General features: G+C 71.7%; 27 protein-coding genes. 13 read left to right on the top strand and 14 right to left on the bottom strand.

Annotated elements, in window-relative coordinates; translation table 11 throughout:
• Window positions 1–67: 67 nt before the first annotated feature.
• Complete coding sequence (locus ACIBQ8_RS24715) at window positions 68–1,741, bottom strand: glycosyltransferase family 4 protein (RefSeq protein WP_397172671.1); 1,674 nt, start codon at window positions 1,739–1,741, stop codon at window positions 68–70.
• 56 nt (window positions 1,742–1,797) lie between these two features.
• On the opposite strand from ACIBQ8_RS24715, the gene wecB reads away from it, so the two are divergent.
• Together wecB and ACIBQ8_RS24705 are read left to right on the top strand one after the other, a co-directional pair.
• Window positions 1,798–2,928 carry a non-hydrolyzing UDP-N-acetylglucosamine 2-epimerase gene (gene wecB / locus ACIBQ8_RS24710; RefSeq protein WP_358290661.1) on the top strand — a complete coding sequence of 377 codons (1,131 nt, stop codon included), beginning with the start codon at window positions 1,798–1,800 and terminating at the stop codon, window positions 2,926–2,928.
• Window positions 2,929–2,982: 54 nt separating this feature from the next.
• Window positions 2,983–5,019, top strand: coding sequence for a glycosyltransferase (locus tag ACIBQ8_RS24705; RefSeq protein ID WP_397193063.1), 2,037 nt, complete (start codon window positions 2,983–2,985; stop codon window positions 5,017–5,019).
• A 3-nt stretch (window positions 5,020–5,022) separates the two neighbouring features.
• Here ACIBQ8_RS24705 and ACIBQ8_RS24700 read toward each other — a convergent pair whose 3' ends face one another.
• The 4 genes from ACIBQ8_RS24700 to ACIBQ8_RS24685 all read right to left on the bottom strand — a co-directional run bounded on the left by ACIBQ8_RS24700 (window position 5,023) and on the right by ACIBQ8_RS24685 (window position 7,476).
• The gene (locus tag ACIBQ8_RS24700; RefSeq protein ID WP_397172667.1) at window positions 5,023–5,670 is read right to left on the bottom strand and encodes a hypothetical protein; all 648 of its coding nucleotides are present in this window, start codon (window positions 5,668–5,670) and stop codon (window positions 5,023–5,025) included.
• 107 nt (window positions 5,671–5,777) lie between these two features.
• The gene (locus ACIBQ8_RS24695; protein ID WP_397193220.1) at window positions 5,778–6,119 is read right to left on the bottom strand and encodes a flotillin domain-containing protein; all 342 of its coding nucleotides are present in this window, start codon (window positions 6,117–6,119) and stop codon (window positions 5,778–5,780) included.
• Between the two features lie 189 nt (window positions 6,120–6,308).
• Complete coding sequence (locus ACIBQ8_RS24690) at window positions 6,309–7,265, bottom strand: SPFH domain-containing protein (protein ID WP_397193062.1); 957 nt, start codon at window positions 7,263–7,265, stop codon at window positions 6,309–6,311.
• A 10-nt stretch (window positions 7,266–7,275) separates the two neighbouring features.
• Window positions 7,276–7,476 (bottom strand): hypothetical protein, encoded by a 201-nt coding sequence (locus tag ACIBQ8_RS24685; RefSeq protein ID WP_397172665.1) that lies wholly within the window; start codon window positions 7,474–7,476, stop codon window positions 7,276–7,278.
• 206 nt (window positions 7,477–7,682) lie between these two features.
• On the opposite strand from ACIBQ8_RS24685, the gene ACIBQ8_RS24680 reads away from it, so the two are divergent.
• The 6 genes from ACIBQ8_RS24680 (at window position 7,683) to ACIBQ8_RS24655 (ending at window position 13,517) form a co-directional block, all read left to right on the top strand.
• Window positions 7,683–9,071, top strand: coding sequence for a hypothetical protein (locus ACIBQ8_RS24680; RefSeq protein ID WP_397193061.1), 1,389 nt, complete (start codon window positions 7,683–7,685; stop codon window positions 9,069–9,071).
• Window positions 9,068–9,925, top strand: a complete 858-nt coding sequence (locus ACIBQ8_RS24675) for a PrsW family intramembrane metalloprotease (RefSeq protein ID WP_397172662.1) — start codon at window positions 9,068–9,070, stop codon at window positions 9,923–9,925. The genes ACIBQ8_RS24680 and ACIBQ8_RS24675 overlap by 4 nt, the downstream gene beginning before the upstream one ends.
• Before the next feature lie 164 nt (window positions 9,926–10,089).
• Window positions 10,090–12,201, top strand: a complete 2,112-nt coding sequence (locus ACIBQ8_RS24670; protein WP_397193060.1) for a nitrate- and nitrite sensing domain-containing protein — start codon at window positions 10,090–10,092, stop codon at window positions 12,199–12,201.
• Entirely contained in the window at window positions 12,198–12,605 is a 408-nt protein-coding gene (locus ACIBQ8_RS24665) for a roadblock/LC7 domain-containing protein (RefSeq protein WP_352318060.1), read from the top strand. Before ACIBQ8_RS24670 ends, ACIBQ8_RS24665 begins: the two co-directional genes overlap by 4 nt.
• Window positions 12,602–12,964, top strand: coding sequence for a DUF742 domain-containing protein (locus ACIBQ8_RS24660; protein WP_352357593.1), 363 nt, complete (start codon window positions 12,602–12,604; stop codon window positions 12,962–12,964). Before ACIBQ8_RS24665 ends, ACIBQ8_RS24660 begins: the two co-directional genes overlap by 4 nt.
• The gene (locus ACIBQ8_RS24655; RefSeq protein WP_352318064.1) at window positions 12,945–13,517 is read left to right on the top strand and encodes an ATP/GTP-binding protein; all 573 of its coding nucleotides are present in this window, start codon (window positions 12,945–12,947) and stop codon (window positions 13,515–13,517) included. Before ACIBQ8_RS24660 ends, ACIBQ8_RS24655 begins: the two co-directional genes overlap by 20 nt.
• 48 nt (window positions 13,518–13,565) lie before the next feature.
• On the opposite strand, the gene ACIBQ8_RS24650 is transcribed toward ACIBQ8_RS24655, so the two are convergent.
• From ACIBQ8_RS24650 to ACIBQ8_RS24625, 6 genes are all read right to left on the bottom strand, one after another.
• Window positions 13,566–13,940, bottom strand: coding sequence for a DUF742 domain-containing protein (locus ACIBQ8_RS24650; RefSeq protein ID WP_358290686.1), 375 nt, complete (start codon window positions 13,938–13,940; stop codon window positions 13,566–13,568).
• Window positions 13,937–16,171, bottom strand: coding sequence for a nitrate- and nitrite sensing domain-containing protein (locus tag ACIBQ8_RS24645; RefSeq protein ID WP_397172659.1), 2,235 nt, complete (start codon window positions 16,169–16,171; stop codon window positions 13,937–13,939). Before ACIBQ8_RS24645 ends, ACIBQ8_RS24650 begins: the two co-directional genes overlap by 4 nt.
• 56 nt (window positions 16,172–16,227) lie before the next feature.
• Window positions 16,228–16,911, bottom strand: a complete 684-nt coding sequence (locus ACIBQ8_RS24640) for a DUF998 domain-containing protein (RefSeq protein WP_397172658.1) — start codon at window positions 16,909–16,911, stop codon at window positions 16,228–16,230.
• A 365-nt stretch (window positions 16,912–17,276) separates the two neighbouring features.
• The gene (locus ACIBQ8_RS24635; protein WP_397193059.1) at window positions 17,277–18,713 is read right to left on the bottom strand and encodes a xylulokinase; all 1,437 of its coding nucleotides are present in this window, start codon (window positions 18,711–18,713) and stop codon (window positions 17,277–17,279) included.
• 85 nt (window positions 18,714–18,798) lie between these two features.
• Entirely contained in the window at window positions 18,799–18,987 is a 189-nt protein-coding gene (locus ACIBQ8_RS24630; protein ID WP_352318071.1) for a hypothetical protein, read from the bottom strand.
• A gap of 95 nt (window positions 18,988–19,082) precedes the next feature.
• A complete protein-coding gene (locus tag ACIBQ8_RS24625; protein ID WP_397172655.1) occupies window positions 19,083–19,532 on the bottom strand; it encodes a MarR family winged helix-turn-helix transcriptional regulator in 450 nt (149 codons plus the stop codon).
• A 63-nt stretch (window positions 19,533–19,595) separates the two neighbouring features.
• Between ACIBQ8_RS24625 and ACIBQ8_RS24620 the strand changes: the two genes are divergently transcribed.
• Together ACIBQ8_RS24620 and ACIBQ8_RS24615 are read left to right on the top strand one after the other, a co-directional pair.
• A complete protein-coding gene (locus tag ACIBQ8_RS24620; RefSeq protein ID WP_397172654.1) occupies window positions 19,596–20,105 on the top strand; it encodes a VOC family protein in 510 nt (169 codons plus the stop codon).
• A gap of 44 nt (window positions 20,106–20,149) precedes the next feature.
• A complete protein-coding gene (locus ACIBQ8_RS24615; RefSeq protein ID WP_397172653.1) occupies window positions 20,150–20,380 on the top strand; it encodes a hypothetical protein in 231 nt (76 codons plus the stop codon).
• An 85-nt stretch (window positions 20,381–20,465) separates the two neighbouring features.
• On the opposite strand, the gene ACIBQ8_RS24610 is transcribed toward ACIBQ8_RS24615, so the two are convergent.
• Together ACIBQ8_RS24610 and ACIBQ8_RS24605 are read right to left on the bottom strand one after the other, a co-directional pair.
• Window positions 20,466–21,746: a TIGR04013 family B12-binding domain/radical SAM domain-containing protein gene (locus ACIBQ8_RS24610; RefSeq protein ID WP_397172652.1), complete on the bottom strand. Its 1,281-nt coding sequence runs from the start codon at window positions 21,744–21,746 to the stop codon at window positions 20,466–20,468.
• 15 nt (window positions 21,747–21,761) lie between these two features.
• Complete coding sequence (locus ACIBQ8_RS24605) at window positions 21,762–22,340, bottom strand: NADPH-dependent FMN reductase (RefSeq protein ID WP_397172651.1); 579 nt, start codon at window positions 22,338–22,340, stop codon at window positions 21,762–21,764.
• A gap of 79 nt (window positions 22,341–22,419) precedes the next feature.
• On the opposite strand from ACIBQ8_RS24605, the gene ACIBQ8_RS24600 reads away from it, so the two are divergent.
• Together ACIBQ8_RS24600 and ACIBQ8_RS24595 are read left to right on the top strand one after the other, a co-directional pair.
• The gene (locus tag ACIBQ8_RS24600) at window positions 22,420–22,758 is read left to right on the top strand and encodes a winged helix-turn-helix transcriptional regulator (RefSeq protein ID WP_397193058.1); all 339 of its coding nucleotides are present in this window, start codon (window positions 22,420–22,422) and stop codon (window positions 22,756–22,758) included.
• Between the two features lie 161 nt (window positions 22,759–22,919).
• Window positions 22,920–24,128 (top strand): MFS transporter, encoded by a 1,209-nt coding sequence (locus ACIBQ8_RS24595; RefSeq protein ID WP_397193057.1) that lies wholly within the window; start codon window positions 22,920–22,922, stop codon window positions 24,126–24,128.
• Here ACIBQ8_RS24595 and ACIBQ8_RS24590 read toward each other — a convergent pair.
• Window positions 24,085–24,624, bottom strand: coding sequence for a hypothetical protein (locus ACIBQ8_RS24590; RefSeq protein WP_397172647.1), 540 nt, complete (start codon window positions 24,622–24,624; stop codon window positions 24,085–24,087). The genes ACIBQ8_RS24595 and ACIBQ8_RS24590 overlap by 44 nt on opposite strands.
• A 164-nt stretch (window positions 24,625–24,788) precedes the next feature.
• Here ACIBQ8_RS24590 and ACIBQ8_RS24585 point away from each other — a divergent pair, with 164 nt between their 5' ends.
• Complete coding sequence (locus ACIBQ8_RS24585) at window positions 24,789–25,859, top strand: S1 family peptidase (protein WP_397193056.1); 1,071 nt, start codon at window positions 24,789–24,791, stop codon at window positions 25,857–25,859.
• Window positions 25,860–25,939: the final 80 nt, after the last annotated feature.

Below are 25,939 nucleotides of genomic sequence, written 5' to 3'. Positions count from 1 at the left end.
ATCTCAAGTCCACCTAGCTCACGCCTAATGCGACCGAACCCGTCACAACGTACAGGCAACGTGGAGGTCATCTTTCGGCAAGCGATCGGTATAGAGCTTGATAAGTCTCGGCAACGCGGCTCCAGGTCCGCTTCGCGGCGACTTCGGCGCGTCCGGCCTCACCCATCTCCGACCGCCTGGCCGGGTCCTCGCGCAGGCCGGCGATCGCCTTGGCCAGCTCGGCAGGGTCGCCGGGAGGCACCAGCAGGCCGGCCCCGTCGGAGCCGACGAGCTCGGAGAGCGCGGGCAGATCGCTGAGCACCACCGGCTTGCCGAGCGCCATCGCCTCGACCGGCTTCAACGGCGTGACGAGCCGGCAGACCCGCAGGTCCTCACGCGGGCAGGCGAAGATGTCGATGGCGTCCTGGGCCTGCAGCGCCTCGTCGGGGCCGACCCGGCCGGGCAGGACGGCGTCGCGCAGCCCCAGCTCCTCGACCAGGGCGAGCAGGTTCTCCCGCTCGGCGCCGTCGCCCACGATGAGCACCCGCACCGGCGTGCGGTCGTCGCGCAGCAGCGCGGCGGCGCGCAGCAGGGTCGCGAAGCCCTCGTAGGCCACGATGCTGGACACCGAGCCGACCACGATCTCGCCGGGGGCGATGCCGTACGCCTCGCGGAACGAGGCGCCGTCGTAGTGGGCCGACAGCAGGGTGTCGTCGACGGCGTTGGGCGCCAGGTGGATGCGTTCCCTGGGCACGCCGCGCTCGACGATCTCGGTGGCCATCGTCTCGGCCAGCGTGACGACCGCGTCGGCCTCCCGCATGAGGAACGCCTCGCGCTCGCGCTGGAGCACGTGCCGCTGGCTGCCGACCCGGATCGGGTCGCGGGAGGCCCACGTCTCCTCCAGGAAGCCGCGCACCTCGTAGACGAACGGGGTGCCCGTCCGGTCGCGCACGGCGTGGGCGACCGAGCCGTTGCGGTGGTCGGTGGCGGCGTGCAGGATCTGCGGGCGCAGCTGCTCGACCAGCCGGGTGACGCCCTCGGCGCCCTTGACCATGCGCCCGCGCATCTCGAACGGCACCTCGCCGTGCCCGTCGGGCAGCATGCGGTAGTAGGGGATGCCGTCGATCTCCTCCTGGGCGGGCGCGTCGGCGTGCCCCTGGAGCATGGGCCAGCCCCAGCTCGTCACGACGTGCGGGTCGAGCCCGGCCGCCTTCTGGGAGGTGACGATCCTGTGGGTGCGCACGGTGTAACCGGCCTGCGTGTACGGCAGCGCGTTGGTGACCAGGTGCAGCACGCGGCCCTCGACGCGCCCGGCGATGGCGACCTTCGGCGCCGGCGGGATCGGGTCGGGGCTGATGGCGGCCAGCTCACCGCGGTAGTAGGCGGCCCGGCGCTTGACGAAGGGGTATTTGGTGTGCGCGTCGAGCACTTCGGCGGCCTGCGAGACCCGCCCGGCGTCCCAGTGGGCCTTCGCCTCGTTCCACGGCGCCTTGATCACGCGCATGCCGATCTTGCGCACCATGCGGCGGGCGCGGCGGGCGGCGGGCCATGCCACGCTGCCGACGAGCGGGCGCAGCTTGGGCGGGAGCGCGTCGGCGGCGGCCTGCGCCACGCGGACGGGGTCGGACTTGACCTTGGTCACGACGACGCGGGAGACGATGACGGGGTGCTGGACGAAGCCTTTGAGAAGTCCCCCGACGCCGGCCCGGGCGGACTTCGCGGAAACCTTGGAGGAGTCTTGACGACTGGCGTCGGATGCCACGCTGGGACCGTACCATAGGCAGCGTTTTTTCCCTTCCGCTATGAAAGGCGAGGTCAATGAGGGAGAACCCCCTGGTCCTGCACGTTTTGGGTGCTCGTCCCAATTTCGTGAAAGCGGCCCCGGTGGTGCGTGCACTCGGTGAACTCGGCGTGCGGCAGGGCATCATCCACACCGGTCAGCACTACGACGCGCTGATGTCGGACGTCTTCTTCGCCGACCTCGGCCTGCCCGAGCCGGTGGCCAACCTGGCGGTGGGCTCCGGCACGCACGCCAGGCAGACCGCGGCCCTGCTCGTGGGCCTGGAGGACGTCTTCGTCGCCCAGGAGCCCGACCTCGTCGTGGTCTACGGCGACGTGAACTCGACGCTGGCCGCGATCCTGGTCGCCGCCAAGCTCGGCATCAGGACGGCGCACGTCGAGGCCGGGCTGCGCTCGTTCGACCGGGGCATGCCCGAGGAGGTCAACCGGGTCGTCACCGACGCGCTGGCCGACCTGCTGTTCGTCACCTCGCCCGAGGCCCTCGCCTATCTGGCCTCGGAGGGCGTGCCGCCCGCAAAGGTGCACCTGGTGGGCAACCCGATGATCGACAGCCTGTTCGCCGCGCTGCCCTCGCTGGACCCGGCGCCGGTGGTGGCGCGGCTCGGCCTGCCGGCCCGCTACGCCGTGGCGACCCTGCACCGCCCGGCCAACGTGGACACCGCCGAGGCCGCCAGGGAGCTGGTCGAGGCGGTGCTGGAGGTGTCGCGGCGGACGCCGGTCGTGGTGCCGGTGCACCCGCGCGGCAAGGCGCGGCTGGCCGAGGCGGGCCTGGTGGACGGCGACACGATCAAGGTCATCGAGCCGCTGGGTTATGTGGACTTCCTCTCACTCGTCCGGGGCGCGGCGCTGGTCGTCACCGACTCCGGCGGCGTGCAGGAGGAGACGACCATGCTGGGCGTCCCCTGCCTGACGCTGCGGCCCAACACCGAGCGGCCGATCACGATCACGCACGGCACGAACCGCCTGGTCACGCCCGCGCTGCTGCCCGCCGCGGCGGAGAAGGCGCTCGCCGACGGCGCCGCCACGCCGGCCGGCGAGCTGCCGGTGCTGTGGGACGGCAAGGCGGGTCCGCGCATCGCGACGGTGATCGCGGCGTGGCTGAAGGGCGACAACCTGGCCCCCGCTTCCCAGGCCAAACGCCCCGAATAGCGGCTGAATCCGCCGTACTATGACATACCTCCGCTGAGCGATAGGCGTATCACCATGGCCGAAACCCCTGAGCCCCCCGCGTTCCAGCGACTGGGACCCGTCAACTGGCTGCCCGAGGAGCGCAAGCTCGTCGAGCGGTACGAGGCAGAGGTCAGGGAGCTGCGGCGGCGGCTGGAGATCGCCGAGGCCAAGGCCGCGTACGCGGGCTGGAAGCTGGAGGCCACCCAGGCCAAGCGCACGTTCAAGCTGGGTGAGGCCCTGGGCTCGAAGAGCCCGGGGCGGATCGTCGAGGCGGTCAGGTCGAAGGACAAGGCGCCCAAGCCGCCCATGCCGGTCACCGAGGCGGTCGAGCTCGCCAACCACCGGCCCCCGCTGGTCGAGGTGCCGGCGGCGAAGTGGCCGCTCGGCCCGGTCAACCGGCCCGACCTCAAGGTGGCGGTCATCCTGGACGACTTCTCCAGGATGGCCTTCAGGTACGAGTGGGACCAGATCGAGTTCGGCCTCAAGGACTGGCCGGAGATCTTCGCCGACAAGCGCCCCGACCTGCTGTTCTGCGAGTCGGCCTGGCACGGCAACCAGGGCCGCTGGCGCTACCAGATGACCGGCACGAACGCCCCCAAGGAGCCGCTGCGCGACCTGGTCGCCTGGTGCCGCGCCGAGGGCATCCCCACGGTCTTCTGGAACAAGGAGGACCCGCCGAACTTCGACTTCTTCATCGACACGGCCAAGCTGTTCGACCACGTGTTCACCTGCGACGGCGACATGGTGCCGAAGTACCGCGAGGTGCTCGGCCACGACCGGGTAGACGTGCTGCAGTTCGCCGCCCAGCCGCGGGTGCACAACCCGATCCAGCAGAAGCAGGGCCGGCTGCACGACGTGGTGTTCGCCGGCATGTACTTCCGCGACAAGCACCCCGAGCGCCGCGAGCAGATGGAGGTCGTCCTCGACCCGGTGCGCGAGCTGGGCCTGCACATCTTCGCCCGCAACGGCGAGGTGGACGAGAAGTACGCCTGGCCGGAGAAGTACCGTCCGCACATCGTGGGCGAGCTGCCCTACGACCAGATGCTGGCCGCGTACCGGATGTACAAGGTCTTCCTCAACGTCAACTCGGTGCTCGACTCGCCGACCATGTGCGCCCGCCGCGTCTTCGAGCTGTCGGCGTGCGCGACCCCGGTGGTGTCGGGCTGGTCGCGGGCCATCGAGGAGACGTTCGGCGGGCTGGTGCCGATCGCGCGCGAGCCGGTCGAGTCGTACAACCAGGTGCTGCACCTGATCAACAGCCCCGAGCTGCGGGCCAGGATGGGCCACCTGGCGATGCGGGAGGTCTTCGACAAGCACCTGTTCTCGCACCGCGTGGACCAGATCCTGCAGAACCTCGGCCACGCCACCGCGCCCCGGTCCCGCTCGATCTCGGTCGTGCTGCCGACCAACCGGGCCGCGCAGATCGAGCACGCGATCTCGTCGGTGGCCCGGCAGCTCCACCGGCCGCTGCAGCTCGTCATGGTCCTGCACGGGCTGGACATCGACCCGGTGGTGGTCGCCGACAAGGCGCGGATGGCCGGCATCACGGACGTCGTCGTCCTGCCCGCCGCCCCGGAGCTGACGCTCGGCGCCTGCATGAACCTGGGCATCGCCGCCGCCGAGGGCGACCTGATCGCCAAGATGGACGACGACAACCTCTACGGCGAGCACTACCTGTCGGACCTGGTGCGCGCGTTCGACTACTCCGACGCCGAGCTGGTCGGCAAGGGGGCGCACTACGCGTACTTCGAGGGCAGCAACACCACCATGCTCCGGCTGCCCGGCCTGGAGCACCGGTACTCCTTCCTCGTCCAGGGCGGCACGTTCCTCGGCAAGGCGGACATGTTCCGCTCGTACGGCTTCGCCGACATCACGCGGGGGGAGGACACCCAGCTGGTACGCCGGCTGAAGGAGGACTCCGTCAAGATCTACTCGGCCGACCGGTTCAACTTCGTCTACTGGCGCAGCGCCGACGCCTCGATGCACACCTGGCAGGCCGACCACATCAAGCTGACCCGCAACGCGCAGTTCTCCTTCGTCGGCCGCCCGGACGACCACGTGCTCATCTGAGCCTCAGCGGGTGACGCGGGCCAGGTTCTGGTCGGCCAGGCGGGCCAGCTCGTACAGGCCGGCCGCCTTCACCTTCTCGCCGACGACGAGCATGCTCATGATCAGGTGGGCCCGCCTGATCACGACCGACCCGATCTGGGCCCGCTTGTCGCCGCCGGAGGCCGTCGTCAGGTAGGCCCGCGACTCGTCGCCCCTGGCCGGCATGGCCAGCGTGGCGGTGCGGTAGGTCACGTCCGCGCCCTCGACGGTGGCCTTGTACAGGGCGCACTGCGGCGGCAGCGGCGCGGGCATGGCCGCCGACGGCATCGACACGACGGCCTGCGTGATCGAGCCGCGCGCGGCGGAGAAGGCGATGACGGCGGCGGGCGCCTGAGCGACCTCCGGCTTGGCCGCGTCGAGCTGGGCGGCCCCGGCGCACTCCGGACGTTCCAGCTTGGCCTGCTGGATGGCGGCCAGCCCCTCCTGGGTGGACTTGAGCGAGCCGAACGCCCCCATCTCCGGCCCGTACGCGATGCGCATGCCCTTGGGCACGGGCAGCAGGGCGGCGCGCAGCCGGGCCGCCTCCACCGCGGAGGAGGACGCGGCGGGCTGCGCCGACCCGGCGGCCTGATCACCGGCCTCGCCGGCGGAACATCCGGCGACGACCATCATGCTCAGACATACCCCCGAAATAGCCTTAAGCACGAATTCTCCCCTTGCTCTAGCGGCTTTTTCGAAAACGCTAGAGGAAGGGCCTAGTAAGGAGCCGAGTAACGTCGCTATTCACGGAATTCGGCGGGTTCACGAGGAATTTGAGGTTCGCGAGAGGTTTTGGGTTCGCGCAGGACTTCAGGTTCGGCGCCGTTCCGGCTCCCGCCGTCGAGCAGCGCCCTGGCCAGGCCGATCCCGGTGCCGCCGAGCGTGAGCGCCTTGGCCAGCAGCTCCTCCACGCCCTGGGCGCCGTTCAGCACCACCATGTGGTCCACGTTCCCGAACGCCTTCGCGCCCGCCTCGACGACCTCCGGCCAGCGCTCGGCGAGCTGCTGGGCGATGACCGCCTCCTGGTTCTCCTTCAGCGCCTCGGCCCGCGCCCTGATCGCCTCGGCCTCGGCCAGGCCCAGCGCCCTGGCCGCCTGCGCCTCGGCCAGCCCGCGCGCCTGGGCGGCCTGGGCCTCCGCCTCACCCGCGATCTTGGTGGCCGCGCCGGCCGCCTCACCGCGCAGCCGTACGGACTCGGCCTCGGCGGCGGCGGCCAGCTTGACCTGGCTCGCCTGGGCCCCGGCGCGCAGCTCGGTCTCCTCGGCCTCGGCCTAGGCCTGGGCGATGCGGGCGTCCCGGTCGGCCTGCGCGAGCGTGACGGTCTCGTACGCCTTGGCGTCGGCGGGCTTGCGCACCTGCGACTGGAGCCGCTGCTCGGCGAGCTGGGCCTCCAGCTCGGCCGCCCTGGTCTCCTGGACGACGACCTCCTGCCGGGCGCTGGCCTCCGACAGCGGCCCCGCCTGCCGGGCCGTGGCCTGCGCCCGGTCGATCTCGGCCTGGTAGGCGGCCCGCTTGATCTGCGCGTCGCGCTGGGCGGCGGCCTTGTTGGCCTCGGCGATCTGCTCGGCCTCCGTGGCCTCCTGGTCGCGCTGGGCCTGGGCGATGCGGGCGACGGCGGCGATCCTGGCGGCGTGCGGCTTGCCGAGGTTGGCGATGTAGCCGGTCTCGTCGTCGATCTCCTGGATCTGCAGCGAGTCGACGATCAGCCCGAGCTTGCTCATCTCGTCGGCCGCCGAGGCCCTGGTCTCGCTGGTCAGGCGCTCGCGGTTGAGTATCAGGTCCTCGATGGTGAGGTTGCCGATGATCGAGCGCAGGTGCCCGGTGAACAGCTCGTGGATCGCGCTGGTCATGAAGTCCTGCTGGTCGAGGAAGCGGCGGGCGGCGTTGGCGATCGAGGACAGGTCGTCGCCGACCTTGTAGATGACCACGCCGCGGATGTGCACGGGGATGCCCTGCTGGGTGACGCAGGAGACCTGGAGATTGGCCGCCCTGGTGTCCAGGCGCAGCCGCCGGGCGGCCTGGAAGCCGGGCAGCACGGCCGTGCCCTTGCCTGTGATGATCTTGAAGCCCAGGCTGTCGACGCCCTCGCCCCGGCGGCGCGCCCCCAGGCCGGAGATGATCAGCGCCTCGTTGGGCTCGGCGACCCGCCAGACGGCTTTGAACAGCAGAATCACGATGACGACCGCGACGACCGCGGCTCCGGCGACGATGAAGACCTCGGGGGACATCCGGCCCTCCCTAGACGAGTGCTCTGGCCACGTAAACCGTCCGCGGGGGGAAGTAGTCCACCACGACCACGATGGTTCCGAGGCCGAACTCCTCGTCGGGCACGCTGGGGTGGGCGTAGAAGGCCTCCACCCCGCCCCTGACCGGGATCATGACCTCGCCGACGAGCCCTGGGCCGATCCTTCCGGTGACCCTGCCCTGCTTGCCGACCACCCTGCTCCCCCCGCTCGCATGCATTCCGGACGCTACTCCAAACGGGCATTCGCGGTAATAGGCCACGCAAAATGTTTCTCGAACCGCTGCGCGCCCCTGTGGGGCTTTTGGCGCAAGTGCTGATGATCGCCCTCATGAGCAGGAATCCGCGCGACCTCGGGATGGATGTGCCCATTTCCCGCCGTGACTTGTTCGACGGGATTGCGGTGAGCGCTCTGGGCTGCTCGGCGGCGAAGGCCGTTGTCAATGCCGCGGAACCGGCCGGAGGGCTGCGCGGGGACACCGCGCAGGCGGTCGCCGTGCCGCACGCGCTGCGCGACGGCCGCTTCTGGCGGCACGCGGGCCCGCCCGAGCCCACCGGCGAGAGCTACGACCTCGTGGTGGTGGGCGGCGGTCGCAGCGGCCTCAGCGCGGCGGCGGAGTGGCTGCGCCGGGAGCCGAGGGCCCGCGTGCTCGTGCTGGACAACCGCGACCCCGGCGAGCACGGCGGCCCGGCGGGGTTCGGCGCGGGCCAGGCCGTACGCGTGATGTGCGACAGGGAGAGCTTCGGCGCCGACACGCTGGTCACGGCCGGCCGGCTGGAGGGGCTGCCGCTCGCCGCGCGGGCCGTCGATGACCTGCGCATGCTGCGCGACGACCCGCCCGACTGGTTCCCCGGGCTGTCGCAGGAGGACAAGCAGGAGCGCCTGGCCGGGCTGACCTACTCCGGGTTCCTGCTGGAGGTCTGCGGCGTGCATCCCGACGCGGAACGCTTCTGCCGGACGCTGCCGTGCGCCGAACGGGCCTACGACGGCCGGGCGCTCGGCGCGGTGGACGCCTGGGCCGCGGGCTACCCGGGGTTCGGCGGCCTGGGCCTCGACAAGCCCTCGCGCTACGCCTCGGCGGCCGGGCCCGCGACCGCTGGCCCGCCCGGGGCCGCGCGGGCGGTGCTGCGGCCGTCCAGCCCGGTGGTCTCGGTGCGGCACGGGGACGCGTCCGTGGTGGTCGCGTACTTCGACGGGCATCGGGTCAGGAGGGTCGGCGCGGAGTCGGTGATCATGGCCTGCTGGAGCGCGGTCGTGCCGGACCTGGTGCCCGACCTGCCCGAGCAGCAGCGGCGGGCGCTGCGCCAGGCGGCCCGGCTGCCGGTCCTGGAGGCCGATGTGCGGCTGCGCGGGGGCCGGGCGCGGATCGGGCGCACCCGCTGGACGGGCGCGTTCTGGTGCCTGAGCGAGCCCGCGCCCGAGGGGTTGCGCCTGCTGGCCACGCCGTGCCGGTCGGAGCTGGGGCCCGTGGCGGGGGCGGCGGCGGGCCGGCGGGAGATGATGGCGACGCCGTACGACCGGCTGGCGGACGGCGTGCGCGACCAGGTGGCCCGGCTGCTGGGCCCCCGGGCCGGCGTCGAGGCGGTCACCGTCCACCGCTGGGGGCACGGGCTGCCGGTGGCGTACTGCAGGCCCTGGCACCCCTTCTACCCCGACGGCCCCTTCCCCGCCGACGTCGCCCGCAGGAGGTTCGGCCGCATCGCCATCGCCGGGTCGGACACCGAACCGGCGGCCGGCGGCGACGCGGCCGTGGTGGCCGCGCACCGGGCCGTGCGCGAGCTCACCGCATGAGGCCCTGGCTGCGGGTCTTCCTCGGCGGGCTGGTCCTGTGGCTGGCCACGGTCGCCGTCACGGCCTGGACGGCCAACTCCAACCTGGTGCCGACCGTCGTGCTGTTCGGCAGCTTCCTGATCCCGGTGACGTTCGTGGTGTGGGCGCACGGGCGCGACCGCTCGCCGGTGGTCACGGTCGAGCTGCAGTTCCGGGCGTTCGTGGTGGGCGGCGTGCTGGGGGTGCTCGGCGCGTCGCTGCTGGAGAGCTGGCTGATCCGGCCCTCGCTCCTCATGTACGCGCTGGTCGGCCTGATCGAGGAGGGCGTGAAGCTGGCCGCGCTGATGTACGTCACCCGGCACGCGGTCCGGCGCTCGTCCAGGGACGGCGTGGTGCTCGGCGCGACGGTCGGCTTCGGCTTCGCCGCCTTCGAGAGCTCCGGCTACGCCTTCAACGCCCTGTTCACCGCCGACGGCCTGTCGCTGGCGCAGCTCGTCGAGACCGAGATCCTGCGCGGCATCCTGGCGCCGGTGGGCCACGGCCTGTGGACCGCGATACTCGGCGGCGTGCTGTTCGCCGCCCACGGACGCCTCACCGGGCACGTCGTGTGGTGCTACCTCGGTGTCTCGCTGCTGCACGCGCTGTGGGACTCGATGAGCGCCATCGCCATCGCGATCACGCTGGTCCTGACCGGGCGGTCGTGGCAGTTCGAGCTGCTGCGGATCGGCCGGGTGCCGAACGTGACCGAAGGGCAGGTGCACGTGTACACGCTGGTGAACTGGGCCGGACTCATCGTGATCTCGCTGGTCGCGCTGGGGTGGCTCTGGCGGGTGCTGCGCGCGGCCCGCCGGGAGACCGAGATCATGCCCCAATAATCACGGTAATCATCCTGTTCCTCCCACTGCGCCGGAACCATAAACGATGCTAGTCTCCTGTGCGATCTTCCGGAGGTGTATTTACACAAGGTGTGGAAATGCCCCCGACTCGAGGTTGGGACATGGGCTCGCGAAACCGGTCAATTCGGTTCAAGATCTTTTTATTGCTGCTGCTACCCCTCCTGTCTCTCAGCGCGCTGTGGGGTTTCGTCCTCAACCTGACCATGGGCGACGCACAGTCACTCCTCCGGGCCGACACGCTCTACGAAACCCTCGGGGTCACCTCCACCGAGCTGGGCGTACAGCTCCAGGCCGAGCGGGTGCGCTCCGCCGAGGCGCTCACCACCCGTGAACTCACCGAGGTCCTGGGCGCGCAGCGGGCCCGTACGGACAAGGCGGCGGCCGACTTCGAGCACGCCGTCACCGAGGCGGGCGACGCGGTCGGCGACGACCTGCGGATGCCGCTCGACGCCCTCACCGCCCACCTCGACCGGCTCGGCTCCATCCGCGCCGACATCGACGGCGGCATCAGCTCCCGCCTGGCCGGCGTGGACGCCTACAACCAGGTGCTCGACGCCGTCTTCGCCCTCTACGACCACCTGATCTCCGTCTCCGACCTGACCGTCTTCCAGCAGGCCACCTCCCTGCACGCCATGGGCAGCGCCCGGGAGTACATCGCCAGGGAGCACGCCCTCATCGTCGGCGCGCTGGTGGACAAGCGGCTGACCGAGCCCGAGCGGGCCGCCTTCACCGAGTACGCGGCCTCCAGGAAGTTCCTGCACGCCCGCGGGCTGGCCGGGCTCGACGTGCCGCTGCGCAGACCGTTCGAGCAGGTTTTCGCGTCCCAGCCGTTCCTGACCTTCTCCGCGCTGGAGTCCAGGATCGTCAAGACCGGCTCGCCGCCCGCCGACGCCGAGGCGTGGAAGAGCGCGGTGGACCGGCTCACCACCGAACTGGACCGCGACAGCGCCGCCGCGGCCAAGGCGCTGGCCGGCCGGACCGCGCGGGCCGCGACCGGCACGGTCGTCGAGATCTCCGTCGCGGGCGGCCTCGGGTTGATAGCCGTGCTCACGTCGATCATCATCTCTGTACGCTTCGGTCGCCGTCTGGCGGGCGAGCTGTACGGGCTGCGTACCGCCGCGATCGAGCTGGCGGAGGTGCGCCTGCCCGACGTCGTGGACAGGCTGCGCAAGGGCGAGGACGTTGACGTGCGGAAGGAGGCCAGGGCCATCAGGGTGAGCGGATCGGCGGAGATCACCGACGTCGGCCGGGCCTTCGCGTCCGTGCAGCGCACGGCGGTGACGGCGGCCGTCGGCCAGGCCGCGCTGCGCCGCGGGGTCGGACAGGTCTTCCTCAACCTCGCCAGGCGCAAGCAGGGCCTGCTGCACCGGCAGCTCGGGCTGCTCGACGGCATGCAGCGCCGCACGCACGATCCCGACCGGCTGGAGGAGCTCTTCCGCCTCGACCACCTGACCACCCGCATGCGGCGGCACGCCGAGAGCCTGATGATCCTGTCGGGCGCGCCCCCGGCGCGGGCCTGGCGCAGGCCGGTGCCGGTGATCGACATCGTCCGGGCCGCGGTCGCCGAGGTCGAGGACTACACGCGGGTCAACGTCGAGGCCATGCCGGTCAGCGCGGTCGACGGCGGGTCCGCGGCCGACCTCACGCACCTCGTGGCCGAGCTGATCGAGAACGCCACCATCTATTCACCGCCGGACACCGTGGTCCAGATCCGCGGCGACGTGGTCAGCAACGGCTACGCCGTCGAGATCGAGGACAAGGGGCTCGGCCTGTCGGCCGTCGAGTACGCCGCGATCAACAAGCTGCTGGCCGCGCCGCCCGAGTTCGACCTGGCCGACAGCGACCGGCTGGGCCTGTTCGTGGTGGCCAGGCTGGCCGAGCGCCACGGCGTCAAGGTCCAGCTCCGCCGCTCGCCCTACGGCGGCACCGCGGCCATCGTGCTCGTGCCGCGCTCGCTGGTCGCCGACCAGGCCGCGCTGACCGCCGGCGACGACGACGGCCGGCCGGCGGAGCTGCCGAGCCGTACGAAGAAGGCCCTCGCGGTGGTCACCTCGGGCACCCACGCCGGACTGCCCAGGCGCGTGCGCCAGGCGAACCTGGCGCCGCAGCTCAAGGAAGAACCGCCGGAGCCGGAGCCGCAGGCCGAACGCTCTCCCGACGAGGTACGCGATCTGTTCTCCGCGTTCCAGCGGGGAACCCAACGTGCCCGAGAAGAAGCCTCCGAGGAGGAGCCCATGAGCAAGGGGGACGCATGACTGCGCAAACCACCAACACCGGTGAGCTGAACTGGCTGCTCGACGACCTGGCAGGCAGGGTCGCCGCCGTCCGCCAGGCGGTCATCCTTTCCACCGACGGCCTGGCCGTCGGGTACTCCAAGGGATTGACCCGCGAGGACGCCGAGCACCTGTCGGCCGTGGCCGCCGGCTTCCAGAGCCTGGCCCGCGGCACCGGGCGCCATTTCGGCGGCGGCGACGTGCGCCAGACCATCGTGGAGATGGAGAGCGCGTTCCTGTTCGTCACCGCGGCCGGCCAGGGCACCTGCCTGGCCGTGATCGCCGAGGCGAACGTCGACGTCGGGCACATCGCGTACGAGATGGCGATGCTGGTCAAGCGGGTGGGCCAGCACATCACCACCAACCCGCGCGCGGGAACGGCATGACCGACGCCCCCCGCTGGTACGACGAGGAGGCCGGGCCAGTCGTCCGGCCCTTCGCCCTCATCCGAGGCCGGACGCGCTCGTCGGGAGACGCCTTCGACCTCGTCGCGTCCGTGCGCGCGCTCGCCGACCAGGCGGACGACCTCGGTCCGGAACAGCAGCTCATCCTGCGGGCGGCGCGGAGCCCGATCTCGGTGGCCGACCTGGCCGTCGAGCTCGACCTGCCCGTAGGCGTCGTCCGGGTGCTGCTCGGCGACATGCGTGACCACGGCCTCATCTCGGTGACGTCGCCCTCGGCAACGGGGTCGCGTTCGAATGAGCGCATTCTCAAGGAAGTGATCAATGGACTCCGTGCTCTCTGAGGACCCCGTCGCGCTGAAGATCCTCATCGCGGGCGGGTTCGGCGTCGGCAAGACCACCCTGGTCGGGTCGATCAGCGAGATCAAACCGCTGCGCACGGAAGAGGTGCTCTCCGACCGCGGGATCGGGGTCGACGACCTCGACGGCGTGGAGGCCAAGACGACCACCACCGTGGCGATGGACTTCGGCCGCATCACGATCCGCGACGGACTGGTCGTCTACCTGTTCGGCACCCCCGGCCAGGAACGGTTCTGGTTCATGTGGGACGAGCTGTCCTACGGCGCGCTGGGCGCGGTCGTGATCGCCGACACCCGGCGGCTGACCGACTGCTTCCCGTCGGTGGACTACTTCGAGCAGCGCGGCACGCCGTTCGTGGTGGCCGTCAACTGCTTCGACGGCGCGTCCCAGCACAGCGTGGACGACGTGCGCATCGCGCTCGACCTCGACGACGACGTCCCCGTGATGCTGTGCGACGTGCGGCGCAGGGCCTCGGCCAAGGAAGTGATGATCACCCTGGTCGAGCACTCCCTGCGGACGCTCACCGCCGCCAACTAGGACGCGCGGCCCGCCGCCGCGAACCGGCGCGCGCGGCCCGCCGCCGGGCTAGAGCGCGCGCAGCCCGTTGATCACCTCGCGGAGCAGGCTCTCCGTCGGGGTGGCGGTCTTGTCGCGCGGCGGGCGCACGTCGATCAGGTCGTACTCCAGCAGGTCGCCGAGCAGCACCCGGATCACGCCCACGGGCAGCCCGAGCTCCGAGGCGACCTCGGCGACGGGCCTGGAGTGACCGGACAGGCAGCTCATCAGCCGCCGGTGCTGGCCGCTCAGCTCGGCCTTGGCCGGCGCGGGCCGTCCCGTCGAGACGACGGTCGCCAGCAGATCGAGGGCCGGGGACGAGGGCCTGGTGCGCCCCCGCGCCACGGCGTACGGCCGGACGACGGGCCCGGCCTCCTCGTCAACCCACTCGTGCTCGCCGCTCACGCTCGGGAACCCCCATCCTGGTCGCTTTCCTGCCGCCCCCGCTGCCATCCGGACTGGAGTGAGGAGAGCAGCGCCCTGGTCTCCTCAGGAGAACGCTCGTCGGCCACGGGCGTCACGGGCGCCGGTGGCGTCGGCGCGGCCAAGGGCGCCTGCCGGAGCCGCTGCCGCTGCGGCAGGCCCGTCGGCCGGTCGCGGCGCGGCAGATCCTGCCCCTCGCCCGGCGCGGGCCCCGCGCGCTTGCTCGTGCGCACCCGGCGCGGCAGCTCGCCCGGCCCGGTCGCCTCCCCCGCGTCGAGCGGCCGCTCGGACCGGACGACGGAGACGGACACGGGCTCGAACTCCATCGGCCGCACCGGCGTCGCCATGGGCTCGACCAGCGATCCCGGCACGAGCACGATGGCGGTCGTGCCGCCGTACGGGGACAGCTTCAGCGTCACCTTGATGCCGTGCCGGGCGGCCAGCATGCCGACCACCGCGAACCCCAGTCGCTCGGTCTGCGCGGGGTCGAACTCGGGCGGGCTGGCCAGGCGGTCGTTGATGGCCTTGCGGGTCTCCTCGTCCATGCCGAGGCCGCGGTCCTCGATCTCGACCGCGAAGCCCCTGCCGACCATCTCGCCGCGCACCGAGACCTCGTTGGCGGGCGAGGAGAACGACGTCGCGTTCTCGATCAGCTCGGCGAACAGGTGCATGAGGTCGGCCACGGCCGAGCCGGACACGCCGCACTCGGGCATCGGGTAGACCCGGACCCGGGTGTACTCCTCGACCTGGGCGGCGGCGCCGCTCAGCACGTCCTCGACCGGGATGACGCCGCGCCACCTGCGGCCCGCCGTGCCGCCCGAGAGCAGCACCAGGCCCTCGGCGTGGCGGCGCATGCGGGTGGTCAGGTGGTCGAGCCGGAACAGGCGCTCCAGGGCCTCGGGCTCCTCGGTCTGGCGCTGCATCTCGTCCAGCATCCTGAGCTGGCGCTGGAGCAGCGACTGGCTGCGCCTGGCCAGGTTCCGCAGCGCCTCTGACACGCCCTCGCGCAGCCTGGCCTGCTCGACGGCGGCGTCCACGGCGGTGCTCTGCACGCTGTCGAAGGCCGCGGCGAGGTCGGCGACCTCGCTGGTGGCGTTGTCACCGACCTTGATGGGCGGGGCCTCGGCCTCGATGTCCACCCGTTCGCCGGTACGCAGCTTCGACACCACGTCCGGCAGCCTGACCTCGGCCAGGTCCAGCGCCGTACGGCGGAGGGTGGCCAGCTCCCGGGTGATCCGGCGGCCCACCCGGACGGAGATGAAGATCGAGAAGGCCACCGCGATGAGCCCCAGCGCGCCCGCGATCGCGGCCCTGACCACGATGACGACGCCGGCCGGCTGCATCCGGCCCAGCAGCTTGTCCCCGGTGTCCCAGACGGCCTCGCTGTACTCCTTGAGCACCTGGTCGGCGATGCCGCGCCACAGGTCCATGTCGGCCGGCTGGCCGGCCACGAAGCTCCTCAGGAGGCTCTCCATGGTGATGTACCTGGAGGAGTAGAACAGCTTCTCGAACGGCGCCCGCAGCTCGGTGTCGAGGTTGGCCAGCGCCTTCGGGAACAGGAACGTGCGGGTGCCGTCGATGCCGGCCAGCAGGTGCACGTCGTGCATCGAGGGGCGGCCGTTGGAGGCGACGACCAGGGCGTTCTCGCGGCTGAGCAGCTCGCGCACCTCGTCGGCCGCGATCAGGCCGTGGGCCTGGAGGGACAGCTGGAGGTCGGTGCTGACGGTCAGCCTGGAGTACAGCAGGTGGACCTCGTCGGAGACCTTGGCGTACTCGGTGACCAGGGCGCCGGGGGTGAGCCTGCGGTCGTCGACCTTGCGCCTGACCTCAGGGAGCCGGTCCACGGTGTCCAGCACGACCTGGAACTGCTTCTTCATGTCGTCGGTCATCGCCGACTGGGCGTCCTCCGACAGGGCCTGCTCGCGCAGGTTCTTCCTGCTGGCGTCCACCTTGGCGCGGGCCTTGGCCAGGGCTCCGGCCTCGGTCGCCGTGCCGGCGAGGCGTTCGGCGGAGGCCAGGCGTTCGACCTGGAGGTTGGAGACCAGGCCGTCGGCGTTGTTGATCACTCCCGACCAGATGGCGTCGACCTTGAAGAGGTTCAGCGCCTCACCCGTGGTCGTGCTCGCGGCGAAGCCCCAGAGCGCGATCAGGGAGATCAAGGGGATGACGAGCAGCGTCGAGATCTTGAATCGGATGGATCTGCCCGATGCCATGACACCTGCTCCCGCATAGAAGATCGCGGGAGAGAATAGCATCGAAACAGACGAGATTAAGATCGACTAGCGATAAATCTGTGATATGTCGGGAAATTTGCGTCTACTGGGTGCTTCGAGGCGCGGAGCGGCGACCACGTCAGCCACAGCGCCCAGGCCGCCAGCAGGCCGAGCAACGACACCTCGGCGCCCAGCAGCAGCCGCTCGACCAGGCCGATCATGACCCGCTCCCCCGGCAGGGCCACGTACGTGATCGCCAGCAGCCCGAACCCGCCCGCCAGCGCCACCCACTCCACGGCCCGCGCGACGGGCTTCCAGAGGGCGTCCGCGGTCAGCCTGGGCACCAGCAGGGCCCCGGCGGCCGGCAGGCTCACGAACGCCGCGATCGAGACGTACCGGTGCACCTGGGCCGCGAGATCGAGATCGAGACCGAGGGGGACGGTCGGGATGACCGCCACCACGACCAGCGCCGCCGACCACAGCATGAGCAGCTTCTCCGGCAGCCCCCGGATCGGCGCCCCCATCCTCCTCAGCGCGGCCAGCAACGCCAGCGACCCGATCCCGAGCACCGCCATCGCGATCTCCGTGACGCCCCCGCGGTCGGTCACGGCGTACTCGCTGATGGTCACGTTCATGGGGTCGAGGTAGGGGTCGGGCCCGAAGTGGCCGACCAGGATCGCGACCACCGAGAACACGATCGACGCGCAGGCGATCAGGGGGTAGGTCCTCCCCGGGGTCATGAGGGCCCTCAGGTTCGCGCTCCAGGGCGCTCTCGCGACTCTCACTCTGCTGTTCGGCACTGCGGTCATGTGCCCAACTCTCGCGCTCCCAGGCGTGCCGGCACATCCGGTGGCAGCCCCGAGCCGTCCCTGAGTCCACCCCTGAGTCCCGCCGACGGAGGACCGGCCGGAGGGGGGCGCCGCTGTGACCGGATGCGGTGCGCGTCTCATCGCCGGTTTCCCTCTCGCAGGACAGACACCCGTGGTCGCGGATGTCACACTGATCGCAGCATCGCTCCGCACGGCCGCGATCAGTACGTCCGACACGCATCCGGACTTCTAAGGAATTGTCAACTGCGAGGCTTTTTCACCCGATACCAGAGCCCTCAGTCGAGCACGTGGGCCGTGGCCCTGGCGTAGCGGGCGCGGATCTCCGGGACGGCCGGGGCGTCGTAGGTCTCGGTGTCCTCGGTCCGCCAGTCGGGGGTCGTGAGGAGGGTGGCGGCCTGGCGGGCGGCGCCGTCGGCGACGTACTCGCCGGGCGGCGGCACCGCGATCGGCACGCCGAAGACGGTCGGCGCGACGCGGCGTACGGCCTCCGAGCGGGCCGCGCCGCCGATCAGCAGCACCCGCTCCGGACGGGGGCCGAGCGCGTCGAGGGCGTCGGCCAGACCGCACAGCATGCCCTCGACGGCCGCGCGGGCCAGGTGGGCCGGGGTCGAGGTGGCCAGCGTGAGCCCGAGGACCGAGCCGGTCGCGGTGGGCCGGTTGGGGGTGCGCTCGCCCTCCAGGTACGGCACCAGCGTCAGCCCGCCGGCCCCCGCCGGAGCCCGGAGCGCGAGGTCGCTCAACTCGTCGAGGCCCACCCCGGCCAGCCCGGCGGCGGCGTCGAGGACCCGGGCGGCGTTCAGCGTGCACACCAGCGGCAGGAAACGCCCGGTGGCGTCGGCGAACCCGGCGACCGCGCCGGTGGGGTCGGCGCTGGGCGTCTCCGCGACCGCGAACACCGTCCCGGACGTGCCGAGCGAGACCACCACGTCACCCGGGCCGGCCCCGACGCCGAGGGCTGCCGCCATGTTGTCGCCGGTGCCCGGCGCGAGCAGCGGCCCGGCCGACGCGGGGTCGCCCGCGCGGTCGGCGGGCCCCAGCACCCGGGGCAGCAGCGGGACGGCGCCGAAGGCGGCCTTGAGCAGGTCGGTGCGGTAGGCGCCGGTCGCCGGGGACCAGTAGCCGGTGCCCGAGGCGTCGCCCCGGTCGGTGGTGAGCAGGTCGAGCGACGGCGAGGGCGCGTCGTGCCAGGCCGCGAGATCGGACCCCGCCCCGGAGCCGCCGCCCAGGGCGAGCGCGCCCGCCAGTCGCCAGGTCAGCCAGTCGTGCGGCAGGCAGACCGCCGCCGTGCGGCGGGCGTTGTCCGGCTCGTGCTCGGCCAGCCACCGCAGCTTGGCCACGGTGAACGCGGCCACGGGCACCGAGCCGACCGCGTCGGCCCAGGCCCCCGGCCCGCCCAGCTCCGCCACCAGGTCGGCGGCGGCTCGGGCGGAACGGGTGTCGTTCCAGAGCAGGGCGTCGCGCACGACCTCGCCCGCCTCGTCGAGGCAGACCATGCCGTGCTGCTGCCCGGCCACGCTGACGGCGGCGACGTCGGCGAGCCCGCCGGCCTCCTCGACGGCCCGCAGCAGCGCGGTCCACCAGTGGGAGGGGTGGGTCTCGGTGCCGGCCGGATGGGCGGCGCGGCCCTGCCTGACCAGCGCGCCCGTCTCGGCCTCGCGAATGACGACCTTGCAGCTCTGCGTGGAGGAATCAACCCCAGCGACCAGCGTCACCCGAACTCCTAATGCGTGCTCCCGCGCGAGATGGTTGAGATGGTATCCCCGCTCGGGAGCGACGTTCAGGGGCAATTGGGGTGAATCACAACCCGGAGGGGTCGCGGCCGACGCTGATCTCCTCCGCGATCTTGCGGATCTCCGTCACCTCGAGACCTGGAGCCTTGGGCAGGTGGCGCAGCAACGCCTCCATCACGACGGGCACGGGCTGGCCCGCCATCAGCCCGGCGATGCCGTGGACCGTCCGGAACAGTGCCTCTTCGGTGTCGTGCATCGGCAATCCCCTCGTTCGGCTACCGGGAGAGGCTACGGCCTGGGCACGACAGTTCGCTCGCTACCGCTCCAGCGTGTCCCGCACGGCCCGGCGTTCTACCGTTCCAGCGTGTCCCGCACGGCCGAGCAGATCGCGCCGAGCTCGCGGACCTGCTCGGGGGTGAGGACGTCGAACAGGCTCCTGCGCACCTCCTCGACGTGGCCGGGGGCGGCGGCGGCCAGCGTGGCGAAGCCCTCGTCCGTCAGGACGGCGAGGCTGCCCCTGCCGTCGGCCGGGCAGCGCTCACGGCGCACCCAGCCGCGCTCCTCCAGGCGGGCGACGGCGTGCGACAGGCGGCTCTGGGAGCTCTGGGCCCTGGCGGCCAGCTCGCTCATGCGCATCGACCGGCCCGGCGCCTCCGACAGCGCCACCAGGATCATGTAGTACGTGTGCGGCATGCCCGCCTCGCGCTGGAGCTGCCGGTCCAGCGCCTCGTTGATGAGCTGACCGGCGGCCAGGAAGTCACGCCAGGTCTGCTGCTCGTCCGGATCCAGCCATCGCGTCACCCTCTCATTTTAGTTGAACTCTCATATACTCTGACCGGGAGAAACAGGTGAAAGGGGACGACCATGCCGGTCCACAGGCTCAATCACGCGGTCCTCTACGTCCGTGACGTGGAGCGCAGCGTGGCCTTCTACCGGGAGGCGCTCGGATTCGAGGTGGTCATGGGCATGCGCGGCGCCGCGTTCCTCCAGGCCCCGGGCTCCAGCAACGACCACGACCTCGGGCTGTTCGAGATCGGCGCGGGCGCCGGCCCCTCGCCCGCCGGGCGCACCGCCGTCGGGCTCTACCATCTGGCGTGGGAGGTCGACACGCTCGACGAGCTGGAGCGCATCGCGGTCACCCTGAGCGAGCTCGGCTCCCTCGTCGGCGCCTCCGACCACGGGACGACCAAGGCGCTGTACGCCAAGGACCCCGACGGGCTGGAGTTCGAGGTCTCCTGGCTCGTGCCCGCCTCGCTGATCACGGACGAGACCCTGGCCGCCCGGTCCGCCATCCGCCCGCTCGACCTGGCCGCCGACAAGGAGCGGTACGGGGCCCGGACGCGGGGCGGGGTAGGGGTGTCGATCCCGGCCTGAAGGTACCGTGGCAGGTATCCGACCGATTTGTTCCGGAGAGGGTCATGCCAAACGATCCGGATCACGTCCTCGACGCCATCGACGGCGTCGTGGACGAATGGGAGACGCTGAGCGCGGACGCCATGCGCTGGGCGCCTCCCGAGCACAAGTCGCCCGACCTGCTGGACGAGGCGACGGAGATCCTCAGACCGCTGGCCGAGGCGCTCTCCGAGGTTCTGCGGCCGCTCGGCGACTCCATCAACCGCGCGCTCGAACGACTCAGCGACGACGACTGACCGGCCCGTTCCGGCGCGCAGCAGCGTCTCGTGACTCTGGCCGCAGCAGCGTCTCGTGGCTCTGGCGCGCAGCGTCTCGTGGCCGTCAGTCCGTCCTGCGGCGGCGGGTGCGGCGCGGATAGGCCTTGGCCGTCTCCGCCAGCCGGGCCGAGTGCTCGGCCTGCCGGCGCCAGTGGCCGTACGCGTCGCCGCGCTGGGCCAGCCGGTCGAGCTCCCGCATGGTCGTGAGCGGGATGAACGCGGGCTCGGCGTCCCGCCAGGGCGTGCCGGGCAGCGGCATGAACGTGTGCGTGTGGATGCGGGCGCCCAGCTCGGCCAGGTCGCCGGCCAGCGCGAGCGACTGGCGCTGGTCCTCCTCCGACTCCCCCGGCATGCCGAAGATGAAGTCGACGTTCGGTCTGAAGCCGTGCTCGACGGCGATCCGGACGGCGTCGCGCACCGGCGAGGTGCCGTGCCCGCGGCCCGAGGCGGCCAGCACCCGGTCGGACCCCGACTGGGCGCCGATGATCAGGTTGTCGTTGGCGACGTACCGCTTGAGCAGCCGCATGGCCTCGGGCGTGACGTGCTCGGGCCGCACCTCCGAGGGGAAGCTGCCGAAGAACACCCGGCCGTGCGGCGGCAGCTCCTCCTTGACCCCCGCCAGCAGCTCCTCCACCGCGCCGAGGTCGGGGTCGGGCCCCGGCGAGCCGTAGGAGAGCGAGGTCGGCGTGATGAACCGCACGTCCCGCAGGCCCTGCTCGACCATGCCCTTGACGTGCTCGCGCACGCCGGCCACCGACCGGTGGCGGAACTGGCCGCCGAACATGAACGGCGTCTGGCAGAACCGGCACGTGTACCGGCATCCCCGGGTGATCTCGATCGGCCCCTTGCGCCCCAGGAACGACGGGAACGCGTCGAGCGGGAGCTGCGGGGCCGGGCGCGTCCTGAGCGCGACGCCGTCGCCGTCCTTGACCGCGAGGCCCGGGACGGTCGTCAGCGGCTCGTCCCGCCGCAGCGCCTCGACCAGGGCGATGATCGTGGACTCGCCCTCGCCGATCGCGGCCAGGTCCCAGCCGGCGTCGAGGACCTGCTGCGGCTCGGCGGTGGCGTGCACGCCGCCGGCGATGTGCAGCCCCCGGCCGTCGCTGAGCGACCTGACGGCGGCCAGCTCGGCGGCCATGGCCTCGGCGTCGGGCGAGTAGAACGACCAGAGCACGAGCACCCGGTCGGCCCGGCTCGCCGCGACGTGGGCCGCCGTCTCCTCCGGGGTGGCGCCCAGTAGCTGCCGGTGCTCCACGCCCGAGGTCTCCAGGGCGGCGAGCACCGCGTGCACGCCGTACGTCACGGCCTTGCGGTAACGGACCACCACATCCACTGCCAGCGCCACGACCGGCAGCGTAGCTCAGGCGGAGGCCAGCCGCATGGGACGCAGCGCGCCGGTGAGCTTGGCCAGCTCGGCGAGCATGGCGTCGGCGGCGGCGATCATGATGTCGTTGGCCGCCACGGTGCCGTCCTCGGCGATGAACTGCTGGTAGAAGGGGATGTTGACGGCCTCGACCACGGGGATCATCTTCAGCGTGCTGACGACCTGGCGCAGGCCGTTCACCGCCCGGGTGCCGCCGGAGATCCCGCCGTAGCTGACGAAGCCCGCCGCCTTGTGCTGCCACTCGTGGTGCAGGTAGTCCAGGGCGTTCTTCAGCACGGCCGTGAAGCTGTGGTTGTACTCGGGGGTCACGAACACGAAGGCGTCGCCCCGGTCGACGGTGGCGCTCCACTCCTTGGTGTGGGCGTTCACGTACTGCTTGAGCTTGGGGTGGTTCGGCTCGTCGAGGAACGGCAGGCCCACCTCGGCGAGGTCGACCAGCTCGACGTCGAAGTGGCCGGCGGCGACGGCCCGGCTCCTGAACCACTCGGCGACCTCGCGCCCGGCGCGGCCGGGGCGGGTGCTGGCGACGATGATCTGCAGGACCGGCTTGTCCATGGGGTTCCTCCTCAGGTAGTTGATACCTCAACATTATTGAGTAACTAAACATTTCTTAGCAAATGTTAGGATCATCCCCGTGAGCCCCCATTCCGTCTGCGTCCGGTTCCACGTCGCCCTCGAACTGATCGGCGCCCGGTGGTCGGGAGCCGTGATCCACATGATCTTCAAGGGCGCCCATCGTTACGCCGACCTCAAGGCGGCCATCCCGGGCATCAACGACACGATGCTGGCCCGCCGGCTGCGCGAGCTGGAGACGGCCGGGCTCGTCGAGCGGCGCGTGCTGGCCACGTCGCCGGTACGGGTCGAATACCACCTGACGGAGATGGGCCAGGAGCTGCGCCCGGTGCTCGACGAGCTGGTCACCTGGGCGCACAAGTGGATCCCGCGGCCCGAGGAGCCGGCCAGATCCGCCTAGCGCGTACGGGCGAGCGCGGGCAGGCGGGCCGGGGTTAGACTCCGGGCATGCACTGGCGACATTGATGAACCACCAGCGGCCGACGCGGCAGGAGCGCGCGCGGGCCTCCGAGGTGCCGAGCACCAGACGGAGTCCCTGTCCGCCCCTTCCGAGAGGGCCGCATGTTCGTCCCCAAGCTTTACGTCTACACGTTCCTCGGCGAGTTCGTCCTGCTCTACCCGGTGTACACGCTGCTGTTCACCGATTCCGGGCTCTCGGTGGCCGAGACGTCCTCGCTGTTCGTCATCTGGTCCGTGACCGGCATGGTGCTGGAGGTCCCCTCCGGCGCCTGGGCCGACGCGGTGTCCCGCCGTCTGCTGTTGTTCCTGGGCCCGCTGCTGGCCGGCGCCGGCTTCGCGTTGTGGGTGCTGTTCCCGTCCTACTGGGCCTTCGCGCTGGGCTTCGTGTTGTGGGGGGCCGAGGGCGCGCTCGTCTCGGGCGCCTTCGAGGCGCTCGCGTACGAGGAGCTCGAACGCCGGGGCCTCCAGAGCCGGTACGCCGCCATCATGGGCCGGGCCCACTCGATCGGCATCGCCGCCGCCGCGTCGGCGATCGCCCTCGCCACGCCCGTCTTCGCGGTCGGCGGCTATCCGGCGGTGGGGGTGGCCAGCGTGGCGGCCTGCCTGTTGTGCGCCGCCACCGCTCTGACGCTGCCCGAGCGGCGTCCCGGTGTCATCGGGTCGTCCACCGAGTCGTCCACCGAGTCGTCCGACGAGTCGTCCGACGAGTCGTCCGGTGATTCGGGTGGGCGGTATCTCGCGGTTCTGCGGGCCGGTGTGGCGGAGGCCCGTACGGATCGGAACGTGCTCGAAGCGATCGTGCTGATCTCCGTCGTGACGGCGATCTGGGGCGCTCTGGAGGAGTACGTGCCCTTCCTGGCCGCCGAGACCGGCGCGCCCAGGACGGCCGTTCCGCTGCTCGTGCTGGCCGTCTGGGTCGGGGCGGCGGCGGGCGGCCTGCTGGCGGGGCCTGCCCGCCGCCTGAGCGAGCGGTCGTTCGCGCTGGTCCTGGCGCTGGCCGCGCTGGCCATGGCGGCGGGCGCGCTGGTTCCGCATCCGGCCGGGTTCCTGCTGGTCGCCGGGTCCTTCGGGGCGTTCCAGATGGCCGGCGTGGTGGCCGACACGCGGCTGCAGGAACGGGTCTCGGGCGGTCAGCGGGCCACCGTGACGTCGATGGCCGGGCTCGGGACGAACGTGGTCACCCTGGCCGTCTACACGGCCTACGGCGCGGGATCGCCGTTCCTGTCCCACGGCACGACGTTCGCCCTCCTGGTCCTGCCCTACGTGGTCATCGCCCTGTGGCTGGCCCGGGAGCGGGTCGCGCCGATGTGATCCGCTTCGACGCGAACGGGACGCGCTTGGGCAGCGGCGGCGGCTCCTCCCCCTCCTTCTCCGGAGCCGGCCCCCCGCCCCGGCGCGCCCGCCAGCGGGACGGGAACACCGAAGCGGTGAGCAGAATGCCGCCGACCACCAATGACCAGGTATTCAGCAACGCCGCGTACGCGTCCAGATAATCGGCGGGAACCAGGTCGAATCCCATTCTCCGGTCGCCTCCCGCGGCGGCCCGCGCGACCGTCGCCCCGGCCAGGGCCGTGAAAGCCAGGCCGGGCAGCAGCGAGGCGACCGGAGAAATCCGGGAACCGGCCAGGATTCCGATGAGGACCGCGGTCCCGGCCAGCGCCGCCGTCGCCGTCCAGTCGGGGACGGACGTGGTCGCGCGGGGTCCGTACAGGAGACCGGCCGCGATCAACGGGATCGCGGCGACCCCCGCCGCGGCCCCGGCGAAATGACGAACACCATTACCCATAGGGAACACCTCCAGGCCCAATACGATACCGACATACCACTAGTTACAACTTTAGGTCGAAAAATCTCCATTTGTGGCCGGTGGCCGGAAAGACGGGCATATCGCCTTAATAGGAAATACTTGGTATCTCCTCATTTGTCTGTCAGCCGTTACCGTGACAGAACCCCCCATCGAGGAGCGGCGGCATGTTTCGCTGTGCAGTGGCAGGCGTCACCCTCGTGGCCGCCTGCCTGGCCACCCCCGCCCACGCGGCGTCCGACCCCGTGATCGAGGCGCTCTCGCGCGACCTCGGCCTCTCGGAACCCGCAGTGGTCGCCCGGCTGGCGGACGAGCGGCGTGCCGCCGCCCTGGAGGCCGAACTGGCCACCTCCCTGGGCGACTCCTACGGCGGGTCGTGGCTGACCGAGGACGCCTCCGCCCTCGTCGTCGCCACCACCGACCCCGCTCGGACCGCCGCGATCTCGGCCCGGGGGGCGCGCCCTGTCGTCGTGCGGCACTCGCTGGCGGAGCTGGACGCCGTCGTCCGCCGCCTGGACCGGGCCGCCCGCCGCATCCGGACGGGTCCCGCCCTCTGGTACGCCGACGTCCGCGCGAACCGGGTCGTCCTCCAGGCGCCCTCCCCGGCTGCGGCCCTGGTGGCGGCGGCGGGAAGTGCGGCCGTCGTGGTGGCGCCGGCCGCCGAGCTGCCCCGCACGTACGCCGACATCATCGGCGGCGACCCCTTCTACATCGGCTCGATGCGCTGCACGATCGGCTTCTCGGTCACCAAGGGCAGCATTCCGGGCTTCGTCACGGCGGGACACTGCGGGCACACCGGCGACCTGGTCAAGTCGCCGGCCGGGACCGTCCAGGGCTCGTCCTTCCCGGGCAACGACTACGCGTGGGTCGCCACCCCCGGGTACACCGCGCAGCCGTACGTCCGCGGTCCCGGCGGGACGCTGGTGACCGTACGCGGCTCGGTCCAGGCGACGGTGGGCGCGTCCGTCTGCCGCGCGGGCCCGACCACCGGCTGGCACTGCGGCACCGTCCGGCAGCACAACGCCACCGTCACCTACGCCCAGGGCACCGTGTACGGCCTCACCCGCACCAACGTGTGCGCCGAACCCGGCGACTCCGGCGGACCGTTCATCTCGGGCGGCCAGGCCCAGGGCGTCACCTCGGGCGGCTCCGGCAACTGCAGCACGGGCGGCACGACGTACTACCAGCCGGTCAACGAGATCCTGAGCGCGTACGGCCTGACCCTCCGCACCGCCTGACCCCCTCCTCCAGGACGCCCGCCCCCCTCTGGAAATCCGTTCGCGCGCCACCGATGAGTTCTCCGGCCCGGCCGAGTCTG

It is taken from the genome of Nonomuraea sp. NPDC049646 (assembly GCF_044465525.1).
Taxonomy (GTDB): domain Bacteria; phylum Actinomycetota; class Actinomycetes; order Streptosporangiales; family Streptosporangiaceae; genus Nonomuraea.
Note: the sequence above shows the minus strand (reverse complement) of the source record. Positions and strands in the feature narration are given on the sequence as shown.

Bases quoted from the DNA above. Each gene is read 5' to 3' on its own strand.
- ACIBQ8_RS24615 (WP_397172653.1), top strand. From the start codon at position 20,150: ATGCCAAACGATCCGGATCACGTCCTCGACGCCATCGACGGCGTCGTG.
- ACIBQ8_RS24700 (WP_397172667.1), bottom strand. From the start codon at position 5,670: ATGATGGTCGTCGCCGGATGTTCCGCCGGCGAGGCCGGTGATCAGGCC.
- ACIBQ8_RS24705 (WP_397193063.1), top strand. From the start codon at position 2,983: ATGGCCGAAACCCCTGAGCCCCCCGCGTTCCAGCGACTGGGACCCGTC.
- ACIBQ8_RS24690 (WP_397193062.1), bottom strand. From the start codon at position 7,265: ATGTCCCCCGAGGTCTTCATCGTCGCCGGAGCCGCGGTCGTCGCGGTC.
- ACIBQ8_RS24640 (WP_397172658.1), bottom strand. From the start codon at position 16,911: ATGACCCCGGGGAGGACCTACCCCCTGATCGCCTGCGCGTCGATCGTG.
- ACIBQ8_RS24645 (WP_397172659.1), bottom strand. From the start codon at position 16,171: ATGGCATCGGGCAGATCCATCCGATTCAAGATCTCGACGCTGCTCGTC.
- ACIBQ8_RS24665 (WP_352318060.1), top strand. From the start codon at position 12,198: ATGACTGCGCAAACCACCAACACCGGTGAGCTGAACTGGCTGCTCGAC.
- ACIBQ8_RS24605 (WP_397172651.1), bottom strand. From the start codon at position 22,340: ATGGACAAGCCGGTCCTGCAGATCATCGTCGCCAGCACCCGCCCCGGC.
- ACIBQ8_RS24655 (WP_352318064.1), top strand. From the start codon at position 12,945: ATGGACTCCGTGCTCTCTGAGGACCCCGTCGCGCTGAAGATCCTCATC.
- ACIBQ8_RS24585 (WP_397193056.1), top strand. From the start codon at position 24,789: ATGTTTCGCTGTGCAGTGGCAGGCGTCACCCTCGTGGCCGCCTGCCTG.
- ACIBQ8_RS24660 (WP_352357593.1), top strand. From the start codon at position 12,602: ATGACCGACGCCCCCCGCTGGTACGACGAGGAGGCCGGGCCAGTCGTC.
- ACIBQ8_RS24595 (WP_397193057.1), top strand. From the start codon at position 22,920: ATGTTCGTCCCCAAGCTTTACGTCTACACGTTCCTCGGCGAGTTCGTC.
- ACIBQ8_RS24620 (WP_397172654.1), top strand. From the start codon at position 19,596: ATGCCGGTCCACAGGCTCAATCACGCGGTCCTCTACGTCCGTGACGTG.
- ACIBQ8_RS24630 (WP_352318071.1), bottom strand. From the start codon at position 18,987: ATGCACGACACCGAAGAGGCACTGTTCCGGACGGTCCACGGCATCGCC.
- ACIBQ8_RS24675 (WP_397172662.1), top strand. From the start codon at position 9,068: ATGAGGCCCTGGCTGCGGGTCTTCCTCGGCGGGCTGGTCCTGTGGCTG.
- wecB (WP_358290661.1), top strand. From the start codon at position 1,798: ATGAGGGAGAACCCCCTGGTCCTGCACGTTTTGGGTGCTCGTCCCAAT.